Source organism: Pseudomonas sp. MWU12-2345, from assembly GCF_023242385.1.
GTDB lineage: Bacteria > Pseudomonadota > Gammaproteobacteria > Pseudomonadales > Pseudomonadaceae > Aquipseudomonas > Aquipseudomonas gingeri_D.
This window is the reverse complement of record NZ_JALLJA010000022.1, coordinates 45,774-70,605: the sequence shown is the minus strand read 5'-3', so window position 1 is coordinate 70,605 and position 24,832 is coordinate 45,774. Positions and strand designations below refer to the sequence as shown.

Below are 24,832 nucleotides of genomic sequence, written 5' to 3'. Positions count from 1 at the left end.
GATCATCGAACAAGGCTTGATCGACGGGCTCTATCGGCAGATCAGTACTAGCGATTAGACGCGACCCTTTGTCGCGCCTAATCTTGACACTGGATATTCCGCCGGTAATGCCCCCATGAACGCCAAGGATCCCACCTGCGCGCTCCCTGCCGCCTCGACAGCCGTGCCCGCCGCCAGCCAGAGCTACCAGTACAGCGACCTCGATCGCAGCGAAACCGCTGAGACGGCGCTTGCCGAAGAAGTGGCCCTGGCGATTGCCTACAACGGCATCAGCCAGGCGGTCATGCTGGTCACCCCCACGGACCTCGAAGACTTTATCGTCGGCTTCAGCATCGGCAGCGGCATCATTGCCGACGCCTCTGAAATCTACGACCTGAAACTCAGCGGCAGCGGCTCGGCCCAGTACGCCCAGGTGGAAATCGCCAGTCGCGCGTTCTGGAACCTCAAGCAGCAACGCCGCCAGCTGGCCGGCACCAGCGGCTGCGGCCTGTGCGGCGTGGAAGCGCTGGAACAGGCACTGCCCGAACTCCAGGTGCTGCCCGGCGCGCCCTTGCCGCCAGCCGCCTGGCTCGACGGCCTGCGCCAACGCATCGGCGCCTTCCAGCCCCTGGGGCAATATTCCGGGGCCGTGCATGCTGCCCTGTTCATGAACGACCAGGGCGAATTGCTGCTGGGCCGTGAAGACATCGGCCGGCACAACGCCTTGGACAAGCTGATCGGCGCGCTGATCCGGCAGAACATCCCGACCGCTGGCGGCCTGGCCATTGTCACCAGCCGTTGCAGCCTCGAACTGATCCAGAAAGTCCTGCGCGCCGGCATCCAGACCCTGGTCAGCCTGTCGTCGCCTACCGGCCTGGCCCTGCAGTGGGCGCGCCGGCACAACCTCAATCTCATCCACCTGCCGCAAAAGAATGCGCCGCGGGTCTACAGCCCTGCGATGGAGAAACCCGCGTGAGCAATCATCAACAAGCCGATCAGACCCCCACCCCGCGCTACAAGCCCTACAAGGGCGCGGCCGGTGGTTGGGGCGCGCTGATCAGCGTGGCCCAGGCCTGGCTGACCAGCGATAACGCGCTGAAGAACCTGCGCATGATGCTCAAGACCAACCAGAACGGTGGCTTCGACTGCCCGGGTTGCGCCTGGGGCGACTCGCCGGAAAGCGGCATGGTCAAGTTCTGCGAGAACGGCGCCAAGGCGGTCAACTGGGAAGCCACCAAACGGCAGGTGGACGCCGCATTCTTTGCCAAGCACAGCGTCACTGCGCTGCTCGAGCAGAGCGACTATTGGCTGGAATACCAGGGCCGCCTGACCGAACCGATGAGCTACGACCCGCTCACCGACCGCTACAAGCCCATCAGTTGGGAAGCCGCCTACGCCAAGGTGGCCAAGCACCTGCTCAACCTGACCAGCCCCGACCAGGCCGAGTTCTACACCTCGGGCCGCGCCAGCAACGAAGCGGCGTACCTGTATCAACTGTTCGTGCGGGCCTTCGGCACCAATAACTTCCCCGACTGCTCGAACATGTGCCACGAGGCCAGCGGCGTGGCCCTGGCCCAGAGTGTCGGGGTCGGCAAGGGCACCGTGACCTTCGACGACTTCGAACACGCCGACGCGATTTTCGTCTGGGGCCAGAACCCCGGCACCAACCATCCACGGATGCTCGAACCGCTGCGTGAAGCGGTGAAGCGCGGTGGCCAGGTGGTCTGCATCAACCCGCTCAAGGAGCGCGGCCTGGAACGTTTCCAGCATCCGCAGCACCCGCTGGAAATGCTCACCAATGGCGACAAGCCGACCAACACCGCCTATTTCCGCCCGGCCCTGGGCGGCGACATGGCCGTGCTGCGCGGCATGGCCAAGTTCCTGCTGCAATGGGAGCGCGAGGCCCAGGCGGCGAATGAGCCGTCGGTGTTCGACCACGACTTCCTCAACGAACACACCGCCAATGTCCTCGACTATCTGGCCGCCATCGATGACACCCCGTGGGAGCAGATCGTTTCGCAATCGGGCCTGCCCCTGGTGGAGATCGAGCAAGCGGCGCGGATGTACGTCAAAGGCAAGAACGTCATCATGTGCTGGGCCATGGGCATCACCCAGCACCGGCACTCGGTGCCGACCATCCAGGAAATCGCCAACCTGATGCTGCTGCGCGGCAATATCGGCCGCCCGGGCGCGGGCCTGTGCCCGGTGCGTGGCCACAGCAACGTGCAGGGCGACCGCACCATGGGCATCAACGAGCGTCCACCGGTGGCGTTCCTCGACTCCCTGGAGCGACGCTTCCAGTTCAAGGTGCCGCGCAGCAACGGCCATAACGTGGTCGAAGCCATCCACGCCATGCTCGACGGCCGGGCCAAGGTGTTTATCGGCCTGGGCGGCAACTTTGCCCAGGCGACCCCGGACAGCCCAAGGACCTTCGAAGCCCTGCGCAATTGCGAGCTGACCGTGCAGATCAGCACCAAGCTCAACCGCAGCCACCTGACCCACGGCAAGGAAGCACTGATCCTGCCGTGCCTGGGCCGTACCGACATCGACATCCAGAGCGAGGGTCCGCAGGCCGTCACCGTCGAAGACTCGTTCAGCATGGTCCACGCCTCCAATGGCCAGTTGCAGCCACTGTCGAAGCAGATGCGTTCGGAGCCGGCGATCATTGCCGGCATTGCCGCCGCGACCCTGGGTACCCAGCCGGTGGACTGGCACTGGCTGGTGGCCGACTACGGGCGCATCCGCGACCTGATCGCCGACACCATTCCCGGCTTCAAGGACTTCAACCAGCGCCTCGCGCACCCGGGTGGTTTCCATCTGGGCAACGCCGCCGGCACACGCCGCTGGCACACCCCGTCGGGCCGGGCGAACTTCCGCTCGAATATCCTGCCGGCCGACCTGATCCACGAGCGCATCCATGCCACCGGCAAGGTGCCACATCTGATCATGCAATCGATGCGTTCCCACGATCAGTACAACACCACCATCTACGGCCTCGATGACCGCTACCGGGGGGTCAAGGGTCAGCGCGACGTGCTGTTCGTCAATGAGGCGGACATCATCCGCCTGGGCTTCAAGCCGGGCCAGAAGGCCGATATCGTCTCGCTCTGGGAAGACGGCCGCGAACGTCGGGTCAAGGGCTTCACCCTGCTGGCATTCGACATCCCCGCCGGACAGGCCGCCGCCTACTACCCGGAAGTGAACCCGCTGGTGCCGCTGGAAAGCATCGGCGACGGCAGCCACACCCCGACCTCCAAGTTCGTCGCCATTGTCCTGGAGCAGGCCAGCGAAACCGGTCTGATCATGGCAAAAGCAAGCTGATCCGCGAATGGCGGGGCGCTGCAACGGCGCCCTGCCAAATGGCAGAAGCAACGGGCTGCGGACTTCCAGGAAAATTCAGGCAAGTAAAAGAGCTCTTTCTGCATCCACCTTTTGAACCTGTTGGTGAATGATCAGCCCCAAAGCCCATGCCTCAGCGCCGCCAACCTGCGCGGGTACACGGGGTGGAGGTGATCTGTGCTGATGCAATCGGTCGAGTCTCTTTTTGATGAACTTCGTCTACTCGATGAGCACCCGCGCATCGAGGCGAAACGTGCCGGACAAGTTGGTAGCTCAATCATGCAGACCCTCTGTGCCTTCGCCAATGAACCAGGGTTGGGTGGCGGGTATCTACTGCTGGGCGTGTGCGAGCCGGACGAGTTGCACGATAAGTTCTGGCTCGATGGCGTAACAGACATCGACAAGCTGCTGAATGACACTCAGGTCAATTGCCGTGAACAATTCGAAGCTCCCATTCCGGTGCAATGCGAAGCCGTAGTGCTGGAAGGCAAACGGATCATCGCCGTTTATGTGCCCGAGCTGGACGCAGCGGCAAAGCCTTGTGTGTTCAAGGGCAAATTCGACAGCAAAAACAAACGTAAGACTGGCGTCTGGCGGCGCGGTCTCAATGGTGATTACGAATGTTCCCAGCAAGAGCTTGAGCCTCTGTTACTGGCTAAGTCAGGACTGAGTTTCGAGCAGGTCGTTCTCCCGGATGCCGAGTGGGAGGACCTGGATTCTGGCACCATTTCTCTGTATCGCCAGCTACGCGCAAGGGTGCGTCCGCAGGCAGAGGAGTTGCTGGCTAACGACGAGGAAATGCTGCGCGCACTCAATCTCGTCAAGGAAACCAACGGGCGCCTACGCCCTAACGTTGCAGGACTTCTATTACTAGGCAAGTCTCTGGCTCTTCGTCGTCTATTGCCAGCCGTGCGCGTGGATTATGTGCGAATCCAGGGTGTGCAATGGGTGCAAGATCCGACACAACGTTTTGCGACCACCCTGGATTTCCGCGAACCATTGATTCGACTGATAGCACGACTGGAGGCCACGATTCTTGACGCGGTTGATAATGCGGCCCTGCGTGATATCAGTGGACTCGACACGCTGGCGGCCAGCCAAGTGTTGCGCAGGCTGCATCATGATCGCGGCCTGCTGGTAAAAGGCGGTGGTGGTCCCTCAACCTATTACCAACTCGCCGAATTGCCCGCACCTCCATCTTTCGACGCACGACAAACCACCTCGATAGTCACAACCGACGCCACTAAGGTCCCAAATACGAGTGACCTGGCCCCAAATACGAGTGACCTGATCCCAAATACGAGTGACCTCACCCCGAATACAAGCGAGTTCCCCCCTACACTGCTGGTCGCGATCAAGACGCTCTCATCCAAAGCGCGCAAGGAAAAGCTGTGGCCTTTAATCCTCTGGCTTTGCTCAATCCGGCCACACAGCGCCGAACAGCTGGCCAGGCAATTACACAGGCAGATGGGGCCGCTGAAGACTGGGCATATCAACCCACTGCGCGACAAAGAAGGCTTTCTGGAATACCTACATCCCGAAGTGGTCAATCACCCGCAACAGGCCTATCGAACAACCGAGGCCGGCCGCCTGTGGCTTGCGGAACAAGGAATATCTCCTATCCCCTCGCCTCGACAGTAATAGGCCGATCATGGCCAAGGCGAGCTGATCGACACCCCGCGAGGCGCTCTATAACCAGGGCGTCGGATAGCCGCCTGGGCAATAGCAAAAGGCCATTCGACAAACCGCGGGCCCTTTACTAGAGTCTGCGGACGGTGCTGCGAATGTGATGTCCGGCACCCGCCCAGGGACCCTGCCCGCCCGTCGGGCCCGTCCTCCCAGCACGGATTGCGGAGCGCATTTATGTCTATCACGCCCGGTCATACCACGCACTACCACGGCGACACCCCTTCCTCCCCCAGCAAAGACAATCGCATCGTCAGCGCCGCGATCCACCCCGCCATCGGCGTGGCGCGGGTCGGCAACAGCGAGGCGGAATACTTTGTCGGCCCCCTGGTGACCTCACCGCGACCCGAGCCCCTGGGCTTCTACCGCGATGCCCAGGGGGCGCTGAAGCGCCAGGCCGCCGAGTTCCGGCTGTATGGCTACAACCTGGCCGGAGAAGTGGTCGCCGAGCTGACCGTGGAAAACGCCGATATCGTCTGGTCGGCCCATGTCGCCAACAGCAAGGCGCAGTGGTACCAGTGGCAACTGGCGATGGACATCCCCGAAGCCGCCACCGTGGTGCTGCCCCTGCGCAACGCGAAGATCACCGACCCCAAGGCCCGCGCGGCCCTGACCATCGACGGCGGCCTGCAAAGCATCAGCGGGCCGAACCAGAGCGGCGTCGAATTCAACGGGCAGTACGAAGACACCCCGGTCAACCTCGGCGAACTGCGCACCGATGCCCAGGGTCGGCTGCTGTTCCTCGGCGGGCGCGGTGTCTCGGCCTCGCCCGCCGGCACGCCGATCTTCAATCCCGCCGACGGCAACAGCTTCATCAACGCCGACGGCTGGTTCGACGACACCTCCGATGGCCCGGTCAGCGCCCAGGTCAGCATCGGCGGGCGCTCGATCCCGGTGGAGTCGGCCTGGGTCGTCACCGCGCCACCGAACTACGCGCCGCAGGTCAAGGCCGTGCGCACCCTGTATGACCTGACCTACGACCTGTTTATCCAGGCCGGCTGGCTGACGCCGAACACCTCGGTGTCGTTTCGCCATGACGTCTATCCGATCCTGCAACGCCTGTCGGGCCTGCAATGGGTCAACCAGGGCTTTGCCACCCAGTTCGGCCACCACGGCCGCTACAACTTCGAAGACCCGGCCTTTATCGCCCAGCTGGCGAGCAAACCGGCACCGGGTAACTATGACCTGTTCGCCGAAACCCGCCGGCAGATCTTCAACAGTTTCCGCCAGCCCGAACCGACCGATGGCAACGTGCTGCCCTGGCCATGGATCTATGGCGACTTCATGAGCTCGGTGCCCAACCAGAGCCCACGGCAGAATTCGGCGATTACCCAGACCCAGTACCTGGTCCTCTCCAGCTGGGCCGCCGGGACCTTCGAAGCCGACTGGACCCGCGAGCCGCCCCCGGGTCACCTCGACTCGGTGCCCCTGGCCGAACAGCCGGCGATGCTCGACCGCGCAGCCCTCGACTTCTGCCTGGCCGATGCCTTCCACCCCGGCTGCGAACTGACCTGGCCGATGCGCCACCTGCCGCTGTACGCCAAGCCCTGGCGCATCCGCCAACGCGCGGCGGGCAGCCCGCAGCCCGACTACGGGGCGACCCTGGACCAGACCCAGGCGCTGGCCGTCGGCGGTCCGCTGTACGGACAAGCCCCCGGCGACCTCAACCGCTGGATGGGGCTGCCCTGGCAGGCCGACACCGCGTATTGCCGTGGCGGCTACGACCAGGCCTACAACCCGTTCACCTCGACCTTCTGGCCGGCCCGCGTACCCAACCAGGTCCTCAGCGATGCCGATTACGCCCTGGTCATCGATCCCTCGGTGGCACCGGAGCAACGTCGCGACGCCTTTGCCGATCGCAGCAACTGGAACGCACCGCTGGACATCAACTATCCGAAAAAGACCCCGACCGCCGTCCAGATGCAGACCATGGTCGATATCTTCGGCTCCATGGGTTTGCTGGAAGTGCGCCAGGGCATCCCCGGTAACCCGGTGTATCCCGACACGATGATGGTCGCCAGCTATGGGCCGGCCATCACCCAGGCGCAGACCTTTGCCAGCCCGCAATTGGCCGCCGATTTCGCCGCGGCGGGCCGTCCGCCGAGCGCGGGCCCGCGTCCGCCCAAAGGCGCCAACTTCAGCAGCCCGGAAGAAGCGTTGCAGGCCCCTCGCGCCGTCAAACCCGGAAGCCGTCCGGTCTAGATGGAGCACTACGACGTCGCCATTATCGGTGGCGGCCCGGCCGGCTCGGCGACCGCGATTACCCTCGCTCGCCTGGGCTGGCGGGTGCTGCTGGCCGACTCGGCGCCCGCCGGGCGCTTTCGGGTGGGCGAAGGTTTTCCGCCTTCGGCGCGCTCGCTGCTCAGTGATCTGGGAGTGCTCGAGGGCTTCCTCGACGCCAGGCATCGCACCAGCTACGGCAATGTCTCCGTGTGGGGCTCGGATGAGCCACACGCGGATGACTTCATCTTTCACACCCACGGCCAGGGCTATCAACTGGACCGTGCGGCTTTCGACCAGCAACTGCGTGCGGCGGCGCGACAAGCCGGGGTATCGGTGCACGCCTCCACACGACTGAGCCAGAGCGCCGCCGAAGACGGTTTCCAGCTGCAACTGAGCCGCGACGGCCACGAACACCTGGCCCACAGCCGCTGGCTGATCGACGCCGGCGGCCGCCCGGCCGTATTCGCACGCCAGCAGGGCGCGCAACGCCTGACGGATGATCGACTGGTGGCGTTCTATCTGTTGCTGCACAGTTCACAAGGCAGCGACCAGGACGGTCGGACCCTGGTCGAGGCGGTCGAGCACGGTTGGTGGTACAGCGTGCTGCTGCCGTCGGGGGAACGGCTGGTAACCTACCTCAGCGATCTCGACCTGCTGGATCGCCAGCAACTGCTGAGCAGCGAAGGTCTGTGGCAGCAGTTGGCACAGACTCGCCTGCTATGGGGACTGTGCCAAACCCACGGCTACCGACCCGGAACCTCGGTCCACGGCATGGACGCCAGCAGCGGGCGGCTTTCGCTGTTCCACGGTGAACGCTGGGCGGCGGTCGGGGATGCGGCCTTGTCCTTCGATCCGTTGTCCTCGCAAGGTATCGCCACCGCCCTTTACTGCGGCCAACACTGCGCCCAGGCCGTGCATGCCGCGCTGCAAGGCGACCCCGAGGCATTGCCCGGTTATGCCGATCTGCTGACACGGATCTACGCCGCTTACCTGGGCAACCGGCAGCAGTTCTATGGGATGGAAAAACGCTGGAGCGAATCAATTTTCTGGAACCGGCGCTAGGTCCGGAAAAGCTCTTTTCAGCGGCGCAGGACGCGCAAAACAGGCGAGTTCAAGCGACGTGAGACTGACTAAAATCGACTAAGTTCCCCAGTAAAAACAGTAAGTTATGATTTTGTATACAACCCATGTTATTCGTCGGATTTCCATTGTAACTATTCCTACACAAGCCTCAGGATCGCGCCGTCATCCCTTGGAGGCTCCTCTCACATGAAGTTCTCGTCGATTCTCTTGTTGTCCCTGAGCCTGGCCAGTGGCTTCGCCTCAGCCGGTGGTACCGCCGAAGCCGGTATCGGTGGCGCATTGGGCGGGGTACTCGGTTCGGCCGTCGGTCAGTCCCTGGGCGGCAACACCGGCTCGACCATCGGCGCGGCCCTCGGCGGCGCCGGTGGCAGCGCAGTCGGCGCGAATAAACACAGCCGTGGCGAAGCCGCCATCGGCGGTGCCCTGGGCGCAGCCGGTGGCAACGTTGTCGGTCGCAACATGGGCGGTACCAATGGCGCCTTGCTCGGCGCGGCGGCCGGCGGTGGCGCGGGTGGCGCACTGGGCAACTACATGGGCAACTCCAGCGAACGCGAAGGTCGCCATTACCGTGGCGATCGCCGCGACTACCACGGCGAACACCGCGGTCATGGCTACGGCCATCGCAAGCATCGCCGACATTGGGATGACTGATCGCCCGGCCAATGCATAAAGCCCGTCACCCTGCGTCCAATCATGCAGTTTGCATGGGCTTCAGACCCTCTCGAAAATCCAACCTGTTGATAACACTGATAATTCAGCAATAAAACAGGTTGGCACGCGCTCTGCTCAGTCCTGCATGAAGGCTGCACGTCTTTCATTCATGGAGCAGAACAACAATGATCGAGCACACTCAATACCCATCTGCCATGCGCCACGATGCGTCGACTCACTCAGGGGTGTCCTGGGCGGCGATCTTCGCAGGCGCCGCTGCGGCCGCGGCACTGTCCCTGTTGCTACTCATGCTCGGTGCCGGGCTGGGCTTCTCGACGATGTCCCCCTGGGCCGGCGAAGGCCTCGGCGCCAAGGGCCTCGGCGTGTCGGCGATTATCTGGCTGGCCGTGACCCAGATCCTCGCCTCCGGCATGGGCGGCTACCTGGCCGGTCGACTGCGGGTGAAATGGGTCAACCTGCATGACGACGAAGTCTACTTCCGCGATACCGCCCATGGCCTGCTCGCCTGGGCCGTCGCGACCCTGGTGACGGTCACCCTGGTCGCCGGCTCCGTCAGCGGCCTGATGGGCGGCGGGATCAAGGCCGGGGGGGCAACGGCCGGCAGCAGCGTCCTGCTGAACACGGTGACGGACAGCGGCGACTACTACATCGACAAGCTGTTTCGTGATGGTCGCCCCGTGGCCGTCAGTGAAGACGCCGCCCATGGCGTGGCCACACGCATCCTTGCCCGCAACCTGAGTGTTGGCCCATTGAGCGTCGAAGACCATGCCTACCTGGCGCAACTGGTGACCCAGCGCACCGACCTCTCGCGCACCCAGGCGGAACAGCGGGTCGACCAGGTCTACGGCGAAGCCCGCCAGGACGTCGACGCCGCCACCAACAAGGCCAAGCAGGCGGCCGACAGCGCCGCGAAAGTGGCCGCCTGGTCGACCCTGTGGCTCTTTATCGCCCTGCTGATCGGCGCCTTCTTCGCCAGCCTGGCCGCCACCTTCGGCGGACGCCAGCGCGACGGCGTGCACTTTGTCGAAAGCACCGACTACCCAGCCCACACAACGACGCTGAGTTAACCCAAGGAGAACAAAAATGCGCTCATTACTGCTATTTTTTCTAGGCGTGCCGATCCCGGTCATCATCCTGATTGCGTTGTTTGTGCACTGACAACACGCGTTATAAGGCGGCCACCTAAGCCGCCTGACAACACGCAATCCTGTAGGAGCCTGGCTTGCCAGCGAAGGCGTCCGCAAATTCGCTGCAAGTCTTACGGGCCTCATCGCTGGCAAGCCAGGCTCCTACAGGGTCGGTGGTGTGCTTGAAGGGGTTACACTCCATTACATCTTTTCCGTTACCGAACCTTAAGCCTAATTCCTAGAAACCGCCGACTAGAGCCGTTGCGCCATTCTCCCAGCAACCAGCATAGTTATTGACCGCCAGCGCAAATAGCTAGCCGGGCAGTCAATTTGAAAAGCGGCTTACCCCCCCGAAAACTGGACCTCCCGCCCTTTCGGATTAAGGGTTATCCCGATATTGATATCAATATGCTACCGATATGATCCGCCGATCTTGAGCTATGCAATGGAAGCAGGAGATGCGGATCTATCTTGGAGGTTGGCTAGGCATCGGGATAAGCACTGTCAGGTTGTTCTGCGATCAGTCCCTCCTCACTGGAGCAGGCCCGGTCATTGTCACGATGGCCTCCCCCGCCCTGCGCACCAGCCAACGTCGGAGCGCCGGGCCGGTCCCTCCCCTTACTCCACTGTCCGATAGCGACGCGGCCGATCTCAGGTTCCTGCCCGGTGCCACTACCCGCCTGGATCGTCAAATCGTTCCGACCCCAGCCGCCGCCGCCCGCCATGCAGCAGCGGCCAGGGTGATCACATTGTTCGAAACCCGGGACTGCTGAAATGTCCAGCGAGCTCAAGCTGCCCATCCTGGGCGACAGCGACTTCCGCCGGCTGCAAAAGCTCATGGCCGAGGACTCAGGTATCATCCTGGCACCGGCCAAAGGGCCACTGCTGGCTGGGCGCCTGATTCCGCGCCTGCACCATTACCGACTCGACAGCTACGCCGACTACCTGTACCTGCTCGACCAACCACGCCACCTCGAGGAGCGGCGGCTGGCGGTGGAGTTGCTGATCAGTCACGAAACCTATTTCTTCCGTGAGCATCCGCACTTCGACTATCTCGGCAGCTGGCTGGCCGGTCGGCGAGGCCCACTGAGATTCTGGAGCGCGGCCTGTTCCTCCGGCGAAGAACCCTACAGCCTGGCCATGGTCGCCCAGGAACATTTGCACAACGGCGACTGGTCGATCCTCGCCAGCGATCTGAGCCAGAGCATGTTGGAGAAGGCCGCCGCCGCTATCTACGACATGGCTCAGGCCAAGTACTTTCCCCACGACTGGCTGCACCGCCATTGCCTCAGTGGCACCGGTGACATGAGCGGGCACTTCCGGGTCCAGGGAGCCCTGCGCGAGCGGGTCAGACTGCGCGCAATCAACATCGTCCGGCCGCTGCCCGATGACCTGGGGCAATTCGACGTGATCTTTCTACGCAATGTACTGATCTACTTCAACAACGACGAAAAGCAGCGCATCGTGCAACGCTTGGTCAACCGATTGCGTCCCGGCGGACTGCTGTTCATCGGTCATGCGGAAAACATCCACGGCTTCGACGTGCCGCTACGGCTGCTTGATCCCGCGGTCTACGAGCGCCTATGAGGGCACCGCTGTTTCCGTGCCCCGACGACGACTGCCGTGGTCGGCACGAAGGTCGCGGGAACACCCGATTCAACAGCAATCATGTGACGGTCTGGAAATTGCCACCGTTCAACATCCGCTGCAAAGGCACTCGGCGGCCCTCCGGTCACCCGGCACAAGCCATCGGTGGACGTGTTGTTTCGTTCAGTGGCCAGACACAAGGCATCCGGCCCTTGAACCCGACATAAACACCGCAGCCCGCCAAGGCGGCTGCGCCCTTCCCTTTGCGTCATTGGGCTTGAGCTTATGCTTTGTCGAATACTGCTTGCCGACGACTACCCGCTGTTTCGCGCGGGTATGAAGGCACTGCTGGAAAAACAACAAGAGTACGAAATCGTCGGCGAAGCAGGCGATGGCCAGGCGGCGATCGAGCTGGCCTCACGGCTCAAGCCGGATATCGTGTTGTTGGACATGTCCATGGAGCGGATGAACAGCGTGGCGGCGCTCAAGGAGCTGTCGTTGCACGCGCCGCGCAGCAAGGTGCTGATGCTGTCGATGCACACCGACAGCCACTTCGTGATGAAGTGCCTGCAACTCGGCGCCCACGGCTACCTGCTGAAAAACGCCACGGTGCTGGAACTGGAGCTGGCGCTCAAGGCCTTGCGCCACGGCGGCCAGTACCTGTCCTCGGCGGTGGTGCCGCTGGTGGTCGACCAGGCGGTGCGCCAGACCCACAACCAGCCGATCAAGGCCAACCAGGTCGCGCTGACGGCGCGGCAACTGGAAATCCTCAGGCTGATCGCCCGGGGCGAGACCACCCGCTCCATCGCGGTGGGGCTTGGCCTGAGCGTCAAGACCGTGGAGGCGCACCGCTCGCAGATCATGCACCGGCTGCGGATTCACGATATTGCCGGACTGGTGCTGTTCGCGGTGCGCGAAGGGATCATTCAGCTCAACGACTGAAGGGCCTCGCGCAAGGTGGCAGGGATCGTCACCGGCTGGTTCGAGGCGCGATCGACGAACACGTGGACAAAGCGTCCGGCCGCGCAGGCATCGTCTTCACCGGCTTTGAACACCGCCAGTTCGTATTGCACCGAGCTATTGCCCAGCTTGCCGACCCGCAGGCCGATCTCGATGTGTTCGGGGAAGGCGATCGAGGCGAAATAATCGCAGGCCGAACTGACCACGAAACCGACGACTTCGCCGTCATGGATATCCAGGCCACCCTCTTCGATCAGGTAGGTGTTCACCGCCGTGTCGAAAAAGCTGTAGTAGGTGACGTTGTTCACGTGGCCGTAGACATCGTTGTCGTGCCAGCGCGTGATGATCGGCTGGAAGTGGCGATAGTCGGCGCGTTGCGGCAGGCGGTCGGTCATGGCGGACTCTTGGGTCATGGCTGCAGGTGCTCGCTGATAAAGTGGAAATAGCGTTCGCGATAGGCCGGAATTTCATTGGCCAGGTGGTGCCGGGCGCCGGGCAGCATCAGCACTTCGGGATGGTCGAACTTACTGCGCAGCACGTCGAGGTTATGCGTCCAGTCGACGGTCATGTCGGCCTCGCCTTGTACGATCAGGGGTCGGCGCGGGCTTTTCACCGCGGACTCGATACCGGGGATCCAGCGGGCCAGGGCACCGACCCAGGCGGTCGGCAGGCGCTGCGGCTGCAAGGGGTCGGCCTGGAGGAACGGCATGAACGCCGGGTCATTGGTGTTCTCGCTGAAACGCCGGGCGATGCCTTTGACGAAAGGCTTGAGCAGGTAATAACTGAACTTCGACCAGCCCCAGGCCCGTGGCCGCACCAGTGGCGAAAGCAGGACCGTCTGGCCCTGGGCCGGGCTGTCGCTGCCGTGTTTGAGCAGGTGGTCGATGATAATCGCGCCGCCGGTGCTCTGGCCGAACAGGTGCCAGGGTTGCGGCAGGCCGAGGGTGCGGGCCTCGTTGAACAGGCCTTGCAACGCCTGCTGGTACTGGCCGAAGTCATCGATGCTGGCCCGCTCGCCGCTGGACAGGCCGTGCCCCGGCAGGTCGCAGGCAATCACCGCGAAGCCCTGGTCCAGCGCCCAGTCCACGACATGGCGGAACAGGCCCATATGATCGTAGAAGCCGTGGAACAGGAATAGCGTGGCCAGCGGATCGGGCGGCAGCCAGAGCTGGCTCGCCAGCTCGAAAGTGCCGCTGCTGAAGCGGCCCAGGCGACGCACGACAGGCGACTTGCGCTGGGGCAAGTCGAGGCCATAGAAACGCTGATAGGCTCGTGCCTCCTCCGACAACGGCTGCGCCTCGGCCAAGGGTCGCAGGCTGGAACGCAGGGAATCGGCGGCAAAGGTGGCGGACATAGGCTTTCCAGATAAAGGCACGGCAACGCCAAGGGCGTTTTACAGACCTGCGATATTCATCTGTCAGGGCAGGCATGGCAAGCTACGCGACCTTCGAGGACATAATCGTCATGCCCCAGATGCGTCACAAGACATTACTCGCCGGGTTGCTCGCCTTGATCTGCGCGGTGGGGCTGTGGTTCGCCTATGACTGGTTCCAGGGTCGTTATATCCGCGCCTTCAGCGAGCAGACGGCACTGTTCGCCGGCGACAACCTGAGCCTGCCGGCTGAGCTGGCCGGGCCGGGGCCGATCCGCCTGGTGCACTTCTGGGACCCGGCCTGCCCGTGCAATGTCGGCAACCAGCAGCACCTGGGGGAGCTGATCGAGCGGTTCGCGCCGCTGGGCGTTGAGTTCTACTCGGTACGGAAGCCTGGGACCCACGGTCAGTTGCCGGCCACCTTGAGTGCGATCAAGGCGCTGCCCGGCTTGCCGGGGGCCGAGCACCTGACGGTCAGCCCGGCGGTGGCGATCTGGGACCGCGACGGCAAGCTGGCTTACTTTGGCCCCTACAGCCAGGGCGCCACTTGTAATTCCAGCAACAGCTTTATCGAGCCGATCCTCCAGGCGCTGAGCGAAGGACGCGCGGTGAATGCCACCCACAACATGGCGGTGGGCTGCTATTGCCCGTGGCTGTCGTCCCCGTAGGGCGAACCGGACTTTTTACAGTAATCGCCCATTCGGCCGATGCATCCCCATACTCTCCTGTGCTAAACCTTCCCGGCCCAGTCCCGGTAGCCACAAGGATTCATGCATGAAACGCAGCCTGACCGTTCTCGCCGTCCTGATCGCCGCCATTGCCGGGGGTGGCCTGTGGTACGTCCAGAGCAAGCAGCCGATGCGTCAGGGCCAGGTCACGCTGCAGAACCTGCAAGGGCCGGTCACGGTGCGCTACGACGACCGTGGCGTGCCGCATATCCGTGCCGAAAACGACGCCGATCTCTATCGCGCCCTGGGTTACGTGCAAGCCCAGGACCGGCTGTTCCAGATGGAAATCATGCGCCGCCTGGCCCGCGGCGAACTGGCCGAGGTGCTCGGGCCCAAACTGGTGGACACCGACAAGCTGTTCCGAGGCCTGCGCATCCGCGAACGGGCCGACCAGTACGTCGCCCAGCTCGACAAGCAGTCCCCCAGCTGGAAGGCCCTGCAAGCCTACCTGGACGGCATCAACCAGTATCAGGCGAGCCACGCCAGACCCGTGGAGTTCGACCTGCTGGGCATCGACAAGCGGCCGTTCACCGCCGAAGACACCATCAGCATCGCCGGCTACCTGGCCTACAGCTTCGCCGCCGCCTTTCGTACCGAGCCACTGCTGACCTACGTGCGCGACAAACTCGGCGCCGATTACCTGAAGGTCTTCGACCTGCAATGGCGCCCCCAGGGCGCATTCGGCACCCCGGCGCCCTTGGCGGATGCCGACTGGAAGAGCCTCGGCGCCCTCGCCCAACTGAGCGACCAGGCCCTGGAACACGCCGGCCTGCCGCAGTTCGAAGGCAGTAATGCCTGGGTGGTGTCCGGCAGCCGGACCAAGAGCGGCAAACCGCTGCTGGCGGGCGACCCGCATATCCACTTTTCGACGCCCTCGGTCTGGTACGAGGCGCACCTCTCGGCGCCGAACTTCGAACTGTACGGCTATCACCAGGCGCTGGTGCCCTTCGCCTTCCTGGGCAATAACCAGGCGTTCGGCTGGAGCCTGACCATGTTCCAGAACGACGACCTCGATCTGGTCGCCGAGAAGGTCAACCCGGACAACCCTAACCAGGTCTGGTACCACGGCCAATGGGTCGAGATGACCAGCACCCAGCAGCAGATCGCCGTCAAGGGCGAGGCGCCGGTCACCGTTACCCTGCGTCGCTCGCCCCACGGTCCGATCGTCAATGACGCCCTCGGTGCCAACGGTGGAACCAAGCCGATTGCCATGTGGTGGGCCTTTCTCGAGACCCCGGACCCGATCCTCGACGCTTTCTACGAACTCAACCGCGCCGACACCCTGGAGAAGGCTCGCACGGCCTCGTCGAAAATCCAGGCCCCGGGCCTCAACGTGGTCTGGGCCAATGCCAAGGGCGATATCGGCTGGTGGGCGGCGGCGCTGCTGCCCAAGCGCCAGGCCGGGGTCAACCCGGGCTTTATCCTCGACGGCAGCACCGGCGATGCCGACAAGGACGGCTTCTACCCGTTCAGCGCCAACCCCCAGGAAGAGAACCCGACGCGCGGCTATATCGTCTCGGCCAACGCCCAGCCGGTATCCCCCACCGGAATGGAGATTCCCGGTTACTACAACCTGCCCGATCGCGGCCAGCAGTTGAATCGGCAACTGAGCGACAGCAGCGTGCGCTGGAGTTTGGAAAACAGCCAGAAGCTGCAACTGGGCACCACCACCGATTACGGCCCGCGCCTGCTCAAGCCGCTGCTGCCGGTGTTGCGCGAAGTGGTGAAAGACCCGTTGGAACTGAAGCTGGTGGAGCAGTTGGCACAGTGGAAGGGTGACTACCCAATGAGTTCCACCAGCGCCACGCTGTTCAACCAGTTCCTCTATGACCTGACCTATACCGCGATGCACGACAAGCTGGGCGACGACTATTTCAAGGCGCTGCTGAGCACTCGCGTGGTCGACGCCGCCCTGCCGCGCCTGGCCGCCGACGAGCACTCGCCGTGGTGGGGCAAGGGCCGCGCCGAGACGGTCAAGACCGCTTGGCAAGCGAGCATCGCCCACCTCAAGGGGCTCTATGGCGACGACCCGGCCAGTTGGGTCTGGGGCAAGGCCCATACCCTGACCCACGAGCATCCGCTGGGCCGGCAGAAGCCGCTGGACCGGTTGTTCAATGTCGGGCCGTTCGATGCGCCGGGCAGCCATGAAGTACCGAACAACCTGTCGGCGAAGATCGGCCCGGCGCCCTGGGCGGTGAGCAACGGGCCTTCGACCCGCCGTCTTATCGACTTCGCCGATCCGGAGCACAGCTTGACCATCAACCCGGTGGGACAAAGCGGGGTGCTGTTCGACAAGTATTACGACGACCAGGCCGAGACCTATATCGAAGGCGGCTATGAGCAGGTGCGCCTGGATGAGGTGGAGGTGTCGGCCAATACTCGCAGTGTGCTGAAGCTGCTGCCCGGGAAGTGATCGATCAACGTGCAGCCCGGCGGAGGCGCCCTGGCGCCTCGCCATAGATCTCCTTGAATTTCTTGCTGAACGCCGCCTGGGATTGGTACCCGACCTGGACGGCGATATCGCTCAAGCCCAGGTGCGAATGGCTCAGCAAGCTGTACGCCAGCTCCATCCGCGCCTGCGTCAGCAACACCCAGGGCGACGCTCCGGCCACTGCGGCGAACACGCGCATAAAGGTCGCCCGCGACATATTCGCCAACGCCGCCAGGGCCTCGATGGTCCACTCATGGGCCGGCTCCTCGAGCATCGCCTGCCAGGCCCGGCTCAAACGTTTGTCGGCCAGTAACGCCAGGGTCCCGCTGGCGGGCGTCTGCTGTTGCAGATAGGCCCGCAGGATCAAGGTGAACAACGCCGACGACAGCGCATCCACCAGAAACCGTGCCCCGGCCTGGTCACCATCAGCCTCCAGCCGTAGCAAGCTCACCAGCGCCGCCAATTGGCCGTTGGCTTGCAGCTCGCGGCCAGAAATCAGCAAATACCCGGGCAACGCGGCGAACAGCATCGACTCGCGCTGGTAGTGGAAGCGGCCACAGAGAAGGTCCAGGTCCGCCGTTTCAACGCCGAACCGGTGCACCGGCAACAGACCGCCATGACTGATCCGCGCCGCCGTCGGCGCCACCCGTTGCCCCGGGCTGCGCAACAGATGACCGCCGCCACCGGGCAGCACCAGGATATCGCCGGCGTGCAGGCGCAAGGAGCGACCGTCCGGCAACTCGGCCAGGCAATCGCCGGACAGCACCAGATGATAAGGCGCGACCCCGACGCTTTCCTGCCCGTGATCCATGGCCCAGTCGCCCTGCAACTGGCAACGCAGGTCAAGACAGCCGCGGACGCCGGCAAGGGTGATGAGTTTATCGATCGAATTCATTTGCGCGTTTCGGACAAAACCTTGAGTGAATCGAACAAGAGTGATGACACCGGACAAAGGAGACTGAGCTCGTTGCCAAGCCACTCTACGCTTACCCTTTCAGGAGTTACTACTATGTTTCTCAATTGGTCCGAACTGCTGCCAACCATCAAGAATGCCTTTGGTGCCCTGGGCAAATCCAATCCGAAGATGGTCCAGGCTTATATGAAGCTGGGCGAGGCCGCGGCGGAAAACAATGTGCTGGATGCCAAGACCCGCGAGCTGATTTCCATCGCCGTGGCGATTTCCACCCGTTGTGACGGTTGCATCGGCGCCCATACCGATGCAGCAATCAAGGCCGGGGCGACTCGCGAAGAAGTGGCCGCCGCCCTGGCCACGGCGATTTCGCTGAATGCCGGTGCAGCGTACATCTACTCGCTGCATGCGCTGGAGGCTTACGACAGCCTGAAGTCCTGAGGCTTTCGATTTGCGCAAAGGCGACTGGCCTCTTCGCGGGCAAGCCCTGCTCCTACAAGTTCAGGTCGTACGCAAAATCTGTATACGACACCGCACTGTAGGAGCAGGGCTTGCCGGATCGGCGCACCGCCGCGAATGCGTACTCCCAGACAACACCAGCTTCAAAGCAACCCCGCAAAATGCCGCCGGAACTGCTGCGGCGTCACCCCCAACCGTCGCTGGAACACACTGCGCATATGATGCGCATCACGAAAACCGCACTCATACGCCACGGTCTTCAATGGCGCCCCGGCGCTTTCCAGCATCACCCGCGCCGCATCCACCCTGGCCCGTTCGACAAACTCCGCCGGGGTCACCTGGGTCTCGCGGGCAAAAACCCGGGAAAAATTCCGCACACTCATGTTCGCCGCCCGCGCCAACTCGGCAATGCTCAAGTCCCCGGTCAGGTGCGCCAGCACATATTGCTGCACCTGGGCCACCGGCGACGAGGCCTCGGCGTGGGGCGCCAGGTACGGGCTGAACTGCGACTGCCCGCCCGAACGCTGGGTGAACACCACCAGCCGCTTGGCGACCTTCAGCGCCACCTGCGCACCGTGATCCTGTGACAGCAGGTACAACGACAAATCGATCCCCGCCGTCACCCCCGCCGAGGTGAACAGCCGATCGTCCTGCACATACAAACGATCGGCCTCGACCCGCGCGGCCGGGCACAACGCCGCCAATGCCGACGCATCACTCCAGTGGGTGGTCACCGTGCACCCGTCGAGCAATCCGGCCCGGGCCAGCATGAAGGCGCCGTTGCAGATCGAACCGAAGCGCTCGGCGCGGGCACTGGCTGCGCGCAACCAGGCATAAAAATCGTCACCGAAATCCAGCCCCAGCAGGCTCGGCCCGCCAGCGCACAGCAACAGGTCATAACGCTCCAGCGCCTCGCTGAAATGCCGATGCGCCTGGATCGCCAGGCCGTTGGAACAGGCCAGCCAACCGCGCTCGACACCGATCACTTCCAGCCGGTACTGGGTCTCGGCGGGCAGAAAGCTGTTGGCTTCGGCAAAGACATCCATGGGCCCGGTAACGTCCAGGGACTGGACGCCGGGGAACACCACAATGGCAAGGGTTCGAGTCATGGGCGGGTCTCGATGCAAGTCAGCGTTACGGTAACGCATGCCTCCGGCCGATGCGACAGCCGCTTCTATCACGCGCACACGCTGGCACGGAACCCGCCCCGAATGGCTGGATTCACCACCTTGTGTCGATTGTTGCCATCTCGCCCCGGCGCCAGACTGAACCCATCGGCGCCAACCGGGCGCTCCCCCAGAGGAAGTCTCGACATGAGCAACACCATTGCCGGCATCAAGATCCCCGACAGCACCCTGGCCAAGGCCACCACCGAATACATTCGCGATGTGGAAAGCGATCTGCTCTACCACCACTCGCGCCGGGTCTTCCTGTTCGGTGCCCTGAGCGGTGAACGCAAGCAACTGGCCTACGATCCGGAGTTGCTGTACGTCGGCGCGATGTTCCACGACCTCGGCCTGGTGGAAGGTCACCGCAGCGATGACGAACGTTTCGAAGTCGACGGCGCCAATGCGGCCAAGGTGTTCATGAAGCCTTACGGGCTGTCGGATGACGATATCGAGCAGGTCTGGCTGTCGATTGCCCTGCATACCACACCGGGGGTGCCGCAACATCTGCGGCCGACGGTGGCATTGGTCACGGCCGGGGTGGAAATGGATGTGCTGGGGATGGACTACGCGGCGTTTCCGAGCGCCCAGCGCGAAGCGGTGGTGCATGCGCATCCACGGGGGGAAGGGTTCAAGGAGTGCATCATCTGCGCGTTCGCCGAGGGGCTGCGCCATCGTCCGTTGACCACTTTCGGCAACGTGAAGACCGATGTGCTGAAGGACAAGGATGCGACGTTCAAGCCGATGAATTTTGTCGAGGTGATTCGGCGTTCGCCTTGGGCTGAATAAACCCCGGGAACATCGTGGCTAGCGCACGGAGTTGTCGGCGGTCTTGAGGACTCTTCGCGGGCAAGCCCTGCTCCTACAGGTTTGGGTCGTACACAAAATTTGTGAACGACGCCGTACCTGTAGGAGCAGGGCTTGCCCGCGAAGCTTTTTGAGACTTACGCGGTCTCCACCACCTTCGCCCGACGCACGTCCGGCTGTTTCCAGGAGTCCGCCGCGCTTTCATCGATGGCCAACTGGATGGCTTTCTTGCGGCGCTCTTCGGCCTGGCGGCTGAAGTACCAGACCAGGAAGGTCACCAACGACACCGCCAACAGGATCAGGCTCGCCACCGCGTTGATCTCCGGCTTCACGCCCAGGCGCACCGCCGAGAACACTTCCATCGGCAACGTCGTCGAACCCGGCCCCGACACGAAGCTCGCCAGCACCAGGTCATCCAGGGACAACGCAAAGGACATCATGCCCCCCGCCGCCAGCGACGGCGCGATCATCGGGATGGTGATCAGGAAAAACACCTTCCACGGTTTGGCGCCCAGGTCCATGGCCGCCTCTTCGATGGACAGGTCCAGCTCACGCAGACGCGCCGACACCACCACCGCCACATAGGCCGCGCAGAACGTCGTGTGGGCGATCCAGATGGTGACGATGCCACGCTCCTGGGGCCAGCCGATCAACTGCGCCATGGCCACGAACAGCAGCAACAGTGACAGGCCGGTGATCACTTCCGGCATCACCAACGGCGCTGTCACCAGGCCGCCGAACAGCGTGCGGCCCTTGAAACGGGTGACGCGGGTCAGGACAAACGCCGCCAGGGTCCCCAGCGCCACTGCGGCCACCGCGGTGTAGCAGGCGATTTCCAGCGAGCGGGCCACCGAGCCCATCAGTTGGGTGTTGTCCAGCAAACCCACGTACCACTTCACCGACCAGCCGCCCCACACCGTCACCAGCTTGGAGGCGTTGAACGAGTAGATCACCAGGATCAGCATCGGCAGGTAGATGAACAGCAGACCCAGCACCAGCATCAGGTTGGAAAAACTGAAGCGCTTCATTCCTTGCCCTCCATTTCTTTGGCCTGACTACGGTTGAACAGAATGATCGGCACAATCAGGATCGCCAGCATCACCACCGCCAGCGCGGACGCCACCGGCCAGTCACGGTTGTTGAAGAACTCTTGCCACAGCACTTTACCGATCATCAGGGTTTCCGGGCCGCCGAGCAGCTCGGGGATCACGAACTCGCCCACCACCGGGATAAACACCAGCATGCAGCCGGCAATGATGCCGTTCTTCGACAGCGGCACGGTGATCTTCCAGAAGCTGTTGAAGGTGCTCGAACCCAGGTCCGAGGCGGCTTCCAGCAGGCTCTGGTCGTGCTTCACCAGGTTGGCGTAGAGCGGCAGGATCATGAACGGCAGATACGAATAGACCACACCGATATACACCGCGAGGTTGGTATTGAGGATCTGCAACGGCTCGCTGATCAGTCCGGTCCACAGCAGGAACCCATTCAACAACCCGTTGTTGCTGAGGATCCCCATCCAGGCGTAGACGCGGATCAGGATCGCGGTCCAGGTCGGCATCATGATCAACAGCACCAGCACGGTCTGCAATTCCTTGCGCGCGCTAGCAATGGCATAGGCCATCGGGTAGCCGATCAACAGGCACAGCAGCGTGCTGAAGAACGCCATCTTCAACGAGCCGAGGTAGGCCGCCAGGTACAGGTCGTCGTCCCCCAGCATCGTGTAGTTGCCGAGGTTGAGGATGATCTGCAGCTTCTGTTCGACGAAGGTGTAGATCTGGGTGTAAGGCGGAATCGCCACGTCCGCTTCGGCAAAGCTGATCTTCAGGACGATGAAGAACGGCAGCATGAAGAACAGGAACAGCCAGAGGAAAGGAATCCCGATGACCGCATGGCGGCCACTGGGGGTTATTCGCCGCACCAGGGATTTGAGGTTCATGAGCGCAGTACCACGCCGCTGTCGTCTTCCCACCAGACGTAGACTTCATCGCCCCAGGTCGGACGCTGGCCCTGGCGCTCGGCGTTGGCGACAAACGACTGCACCAGCTTGCCGCACGGCAGCTCGACGTAGAACACCGAGTGGCCGCCCAGGTAGGCGATGTCGTGGACCTTGCCCCGCGACCAGTTGTATTCGCAGGTCGGCGGCACCGGGGTCACCAACAGTTTTTCCGGGCGAATCGCGTAGGTGACACGCTTGTCCTGGACCGAGGTGGTGACGCCGTGGCCCACGTAGATGTCGCGCTCCAGTTCCGGGCTGGCGATCCGCGCGTAACCTTCGGCGTCGTCCACCACCTCGCCTTCGAAGATATTGACGTTGCCGATGAACTCGCAGACCAGGCGGCTGGTCGGGGTTTCATAGATGTCGATCGGGCTGCCGATCTGGGCGATCCAGCCCAGGTGCATGATGGCGATCCGTTCGGCCATGGTCATGGCCTCTTCCTGGTCGTGGGTCACCATGACGCAGGTCACGCCGACGCGCTCGATGATCTCGACAAGCTCAAGCTGCATTTGCGAACGCAGCTTCTTGTCCAGAGCACCCATGGGCTCGTCGAGCAACAACAGCTTCGGCCGCTTGGCCAGGGAACGGGCCAGGGCCACGCGCTGGCGCTGACCGCCGGAGAGCTGGTGCGGCTTGCGCTTGGCGTACTGGCTCATCTGCACCAGCTTGAGCATCTCGGCCACCCGGGCGTCGATCTCGGCCTTGGGGATCTTGTCCTGTTGCAGGCCGAAAGCAATGTTCTGCGCCACGGTCATGTGCGGGAACAAGGCGTAGGACTGGAACATCATGTTGATCGGCCGCTCATAGGGCGGCAGGTCGGTGATATCGACACCGTCGAGGTAAATCCGACCTTCGGTCGGGCGCTCGAAGCCGGCAAGCATGCGCAGCAAGGTGGATTTACCCGAACCCGATCCGCCGAGCAGGGCGAAGATCTCGCCCTTCTTGATTTCCAGGGACACATCGTCCACGGCAATCGTCTCATCGAACTTCTTGGTGACCCTGTCGATTTTGACCAGCACCTGTTTAGGTGTCTGGTCGCCCTCGAGGGCTTTCTTATAGGCGCCGGAGGCAACTGCCATTTGTAAAACTCCCAACAAGATTTAGCCGCCGGGCCTGGGTGACCCGGCTTTGGATGGTTCGACCCACGGGCACTATTTGCCCGACTTGACCTTGGTCCAGCTGCGGGTCATCAAACGTTGGATTTTCGGGGGTAGTTCAGAATTGACATACAACTTGTCCAAGACTGCCTGCGGTGGGTAAACCGCTTCATCGGTACGCACGGACTGATCCATCAGAGCGCCAGCCTTTGGGTTCGGGTTGGCATAACCGACATAATCGCTGACCTGGGCAATCGCTTCAGGCTGCAGCAGATAATTGATAAAGGCGTGCGCCTCCTTGACGTTGCCGGCGTCCCTGGGGATCGCCAGCATGTCGAACCAGAGGTTGCCGCCTTCCTTGGGAATCACATAGGCGATGTTCACGCCTTTCTTGGCTTCTTCGGCGCGCTTCTTCGCTTGGAAGATATCGCCGGAGAACCCGGCCGCCACGCAGATCTCGCCGTTGGCCAGATCGGAAATGTACTTGGACGAGTTGAAGTAGGTGACGTAAGGACGGACCTTCAGCAGCTTCTCTTCGGCCAACTTGTAGTCTTTTTCATTGGTGCTGTTGGGGCTCAGGCCCATGTAGTTGAGCACCGCCGGAAGCATTTCATCGGCGGAGTCGAGGAACGCCACGCCGCAGCTGGAGAGCTTCTTCAGGTTCTCCGGCTCGAACAGCACCGCCCAGGAGTCGATCTTGTCGACGCCCAGCGCCGCCTTGACCTTCTCGACGTTGTAGCCGATGCCGTTGGTGCCCCACAGATAAGGCACGGCGTACTGGTTGCCCGGGTCGTTCTTTTCCAGGCGTTTCATCAACGCCGGGTCGAGGTTCGCGTAGTTGGGCAATTGCGCCTTGTCGAGCTTCTGGAACGCGCCCGCCTTGATCTGCTTGCCGAGGAAATGGTTGGACGGCACCACCACGTCATAACCGGTGTGGCCGGCCAGCAACTTGCCTTCCAGGGTTTCATTGGAATCGAAGACGTCATAGACCGGCACAATACCGGTGGCTTTCTGGAAGTCCGCCAGGGTGGTCTGCCCGATATAATCCGACCAGTTATAAACATGCACGGTCGGTGCTGCTTGCACACTGACCGCCAAGGTCAGGCACGCGCCCGCCAGCATGGCTTTGCGAAAGAAAGAAATAGACAAGGGGAGGTCCTCTGGAAATCCGCGGGAGCTGCCAAAGGCTGCGCAACTCCCGCAGGTTGTC

21 protein-coding genes are annotated in these 24,832 nt (G+C 62.8%); 13 read left to right on the top strand and 8 right to left on the bottom strand.

The window, feature by feature from the left end; translation table 11 throughout:
• Window positions 1-115 precede the first annotated feature (115 nt).
• The 9 genes from fdhD to M5C71_RS29630 all read left to right on the top strand — a co-directional run bounded on the left by fdhD (window position 116) and on the right by M5C71_RS29630 (window position 12,638).
• A complete protein-coding gene (gene fdhD, locus M5C71_RS29670) occupies window positions 116-955 on the top strand; it encodes a formate dehydrogenase accessory sulfurtransferase FdhD (protein WP_248769398.1) in 840 nt (279 codons plus the stop codon).
• Window positions 952-3,300 carry an FdhF/YdeP family oxidoreductase gene (locus M5C71_RS29665; protein ID WP_248769397.1) on the top strand — a complete coding sequence of 783 codons (2,349 nt, stop codon included), beginning with the start codon at window positions 952-954 and terminating at the stop codon, window positions 3,298-3,300. The genes fdhD and M5C71_RS29665 overlap by 4 nt, the downstream gene beginning before the upstream one ends.
• Window positions 3,301-3,501: 201 nt before the next feature.
• Window positions 3,502-4,959 (top strand): RNA-binding domain-containing protein, encoded by a 1,458-nt coding sequence (locus M5C71_RS29660; RefSeq protein WP_248769415.1) that lies wholly within the window; start codon window positions 3,502-3,504, stop codon window positions 4,957-4,959.
• Window positions 4,960-5,181: 222 nt separating this feature from the next.
• Complete coding sequence (locus tag M5C71_RS29655; protein WP_248769396.1) at window positions 5,182-7,206, top strand: LodA/GoxA family CTQ-dependent oxidase; 2,025 nt, start codon at window positions 5,182-5,184, stop codon at window positions 7,204-7,206.
• Window positions 7,207-8,289 (top strand): NAD(P)/FAD-dependent oxidoreductase, encoded by a 1,083-nt coding sequence (locus M5C71_RS29650; RefSeq protein ID WP_103495426.1) that lies wholly within the window; start codon window positions 7,207-7,209, stop codon window positions 8,287-8,289.
• Window positions 8,290-8,496: 207 nt separating this feature from the next.
• On the top strand, window positions 8,497-8,961 hold the full coding sequence (locus M5C71_RS29645) for a hypothetical protein (RefSeq protein ID WP_103495427.1): 465 nt from the start codon (window positions 8,497-8,499) through the stop codon (window positions 8,959-8,961).
• 185 nt (window positions 8,962-9,146) lie between these two features.
• On the top strand, window positions 9,147-10,049 hold the full coding sequence (locus M5C71_RS29640; RefSeq protein WP_103495428.1) for a hypothetical protein: 903 nt from the start codon (window positions 9,147-9,149) through the stop codon (window positions 10,047-10,049).
• 834 nt (window positions 10,050-10,883) lie between these two features.
• Window positions 10,884-11,696 carry a CheR family methyltransferase gene (locus M5C71_RS29635; protein WP_103495430.1) on the top strand — a complete coding sequence of 271 codons (813 nt, stop codon included), beginning with the start codon at window positions 10,884-10,886 and terminating at the stop codon, window positions 11,694-11,696.
• 285 nt (window positions 11,697-11,981) lie between these two features.
• Window positions 11,982-12,638: a response regulator transcription factor gene (locus tag M5C71_RS29630; protein WP_103495431.1), complete on the top strand. Its 657-nt coding sequence runs from the start codon at window positions 11,982-11,984 to the stop codon at window positions 12,636-12,638.
• Here the strand turns inward: M5C71_RS29630 and M5C71_RS29625 are convergent.
• Window positions 12,623-13,051, bottom strand: coding sequence for a thioesterase family protein (locus tag M5C71_RS29625; protein WP_103495432.1), 429 nt, complete (start codon window positions 13,049-13,051; stop codon window positions 12,623-12,625). The genes M5C71_RS29630 and M5C71_RS29625 overlap by 16 nt on opposite strands.
• A 14-nt stretch (window positions 13,052-13,065) precedes the next feature.
• The gene (locus tag M5C71_RS29620; protein ID WP_248769395.1) at window positions 13,066-14,010 is read right to left on the bottom strand and encodes an alpha/beta hydrolase; all 945 of its coding nucleotides are present in this window, start codon (window positions 14,008-14,010) and stop codon (window positions 13,066-13,068) included.
• Between the two features lie 110 nt (window positions 14,011-14,120).
• On the opposite strand from M5C71_RS29620, the gene M5C71_RS29615 reads away from it, so the two are divergent.
• Together M5C71_RS29615 and M5C71_RS29610 are read left to right on the top strand one after the other, a co-directional pair.
• Window positions 14,121-14,696, top strand: a complete 576-nt coding sequence (locus M5C71_RS29615; RefSeq protein WP_247263352.1) for a DUF6436 domain-containing protein — start codon at window positions 14,121-14,123, stop codon at window positions 14,694-14,696.
• Window positions 14,697-14,802: 106 nt separating this feature from the next.
• On the top strand, window positions 14,803-17,169 hold the full coding sequence (locus M5C71_RS29610; protein ID WP_248769394.1) for a penicillin acylase family protein: 2,367 nt from the start codon (window positions 14,803-14,805) through the stop codon (window positions 17,167-17,169).
• A gap of 4 nt (window positions 17,170-17,173) precedes the next feature.
• On the opposite strand, the gene M5C71_RS29605 is transcribed toward M5C71_RS29610, so the two are convergent.
• Window positions 17,174-18,082 carry an AraC family transcriptional regulator gene (locus tag M5C71_RS29605; RefSeq protein WP_248769393.1) on the bottom strand — a complete coding sequence of 303 codons (909 nt, stop codon included), beginning with the start codon at window positions 18,080-18,082 and terminating at the stop codon, window positions 17,174-17,176.
• Window positions 18,083-18,196: 114 nt separating this feature from the next.
• Here M5C71_RS29605 and M5C71_RS29600 point away from each other — a divergent pair, with 114 nt between their 5' ends.
• Window positions 18,197-18,538 (top strand): carboxymuconolactone decarboxylase family protein, encoded by a 342-nt coding sequence (locus M5C71_RS29600; protein ID WP_100944057.1) that lies wholly within the window; start codon window positions 18,197-18,199, stop codon window positions 18,536-18,538.
• A 161-nt stretch (window positions 18,539-18,699) separates the two neighbouring features.
• Here the strand turns inward: M5C71_RS29600 and M5C71_RS29595 are convergent, their stop codons facing one another.
• Window positions 18,700-19,665 (bottom strand): helix-turn-helix domain-containing protein, encoded by a 966-nt coding sequence (locus M5C71_RS29595; protein ID WP_248769392.1) that lies wholly within the window; start codon window positions 19,663-19,665, stop codon window positions 18,700-18,702.
• A 204-nt stretch (window positions 19,666-19,869) separates the two neighbouring features.
• Between M5C71_RS29595 and M5C71_RS29590 the strand changes: the two genes are divergently transcribed.
• Window positions 19,870-20,511: an HD domain-containing protein gene (locus M5C71_RS29590; RefSeq protein ID WP_103495438.1), complete on the top strand. Its 642-nt coding sequence runs from the start codon at window positions 19,870-19,872 to the stop codon at window positions 20,509-20,511.
• 155 nt (window positions 20,512-20,666) lie between these two features.
• On the opposite strand, the gene M5C71_RS29585 is transcribed toward M5C71_RS29590, so the two are convergent.
• From M5C71_RS29585 to M5C71_RS29570, 4 genes are all read right to left on the bottom strand, one after another.
• On the bottom strand, window positions 20,667-21,557 hold the full coding sequence (locus M5C71_RS29585) for an ABC transporter permease subunit (protein ID WP_248769391.1): 891 nt from the start codon (window positions 21,555-21,557) through the stop codon (window positions 20,667-20,669).
• Window positions 21,554-22,465: an ABC transporter permease subunit gene (locus tag M5C71_RS29580; RefSeq protein WP_103495440.1), complete on the bottom strand. Its 912-nt coding sequence runs from the start codon at window positions 22,463-22,465 to the stop codon at window positions 21,554-21,556. Before M5C71_RS29580 ends, M5C71_RS29585 begins: the two co-directional genes overlap by 4 nt.
• Window positions 22,462-23,604 carry a polyamine ABC transporter ATP-binding protein gene (gene potA / locus M5C71_RS29575; protein WP_103495441.1) on the bottom strand — a complete coding sequence of 381 codons (1,143 nt, stop codon included), beginning with the start codon at window positions 23,602-23,604 and terminating at the stop codon, window positions 22,462-22,464. The genes M5C71_RS29580 and potA overlap by 4 nt, the downstream gene beginning before the upstream one ends.
• A 72-nt stretch (window positions 23,605-23,676) precedes the next feature.
• Window positions 23,677-24,771: a polyamine ABC transporter substrate-binding protein gene (locus M5C71_RS29570; protein ID WP_103495442.1), complete on the bottom strand. Its 1,095-nt coding sequence runs from the start codon at window positions 24,769-24,771 to the stop codon at window positions 23,677-23,679.
• Between the last annotated feature and the right edge of the window lie 61 nt (window positions 24,772-24,832).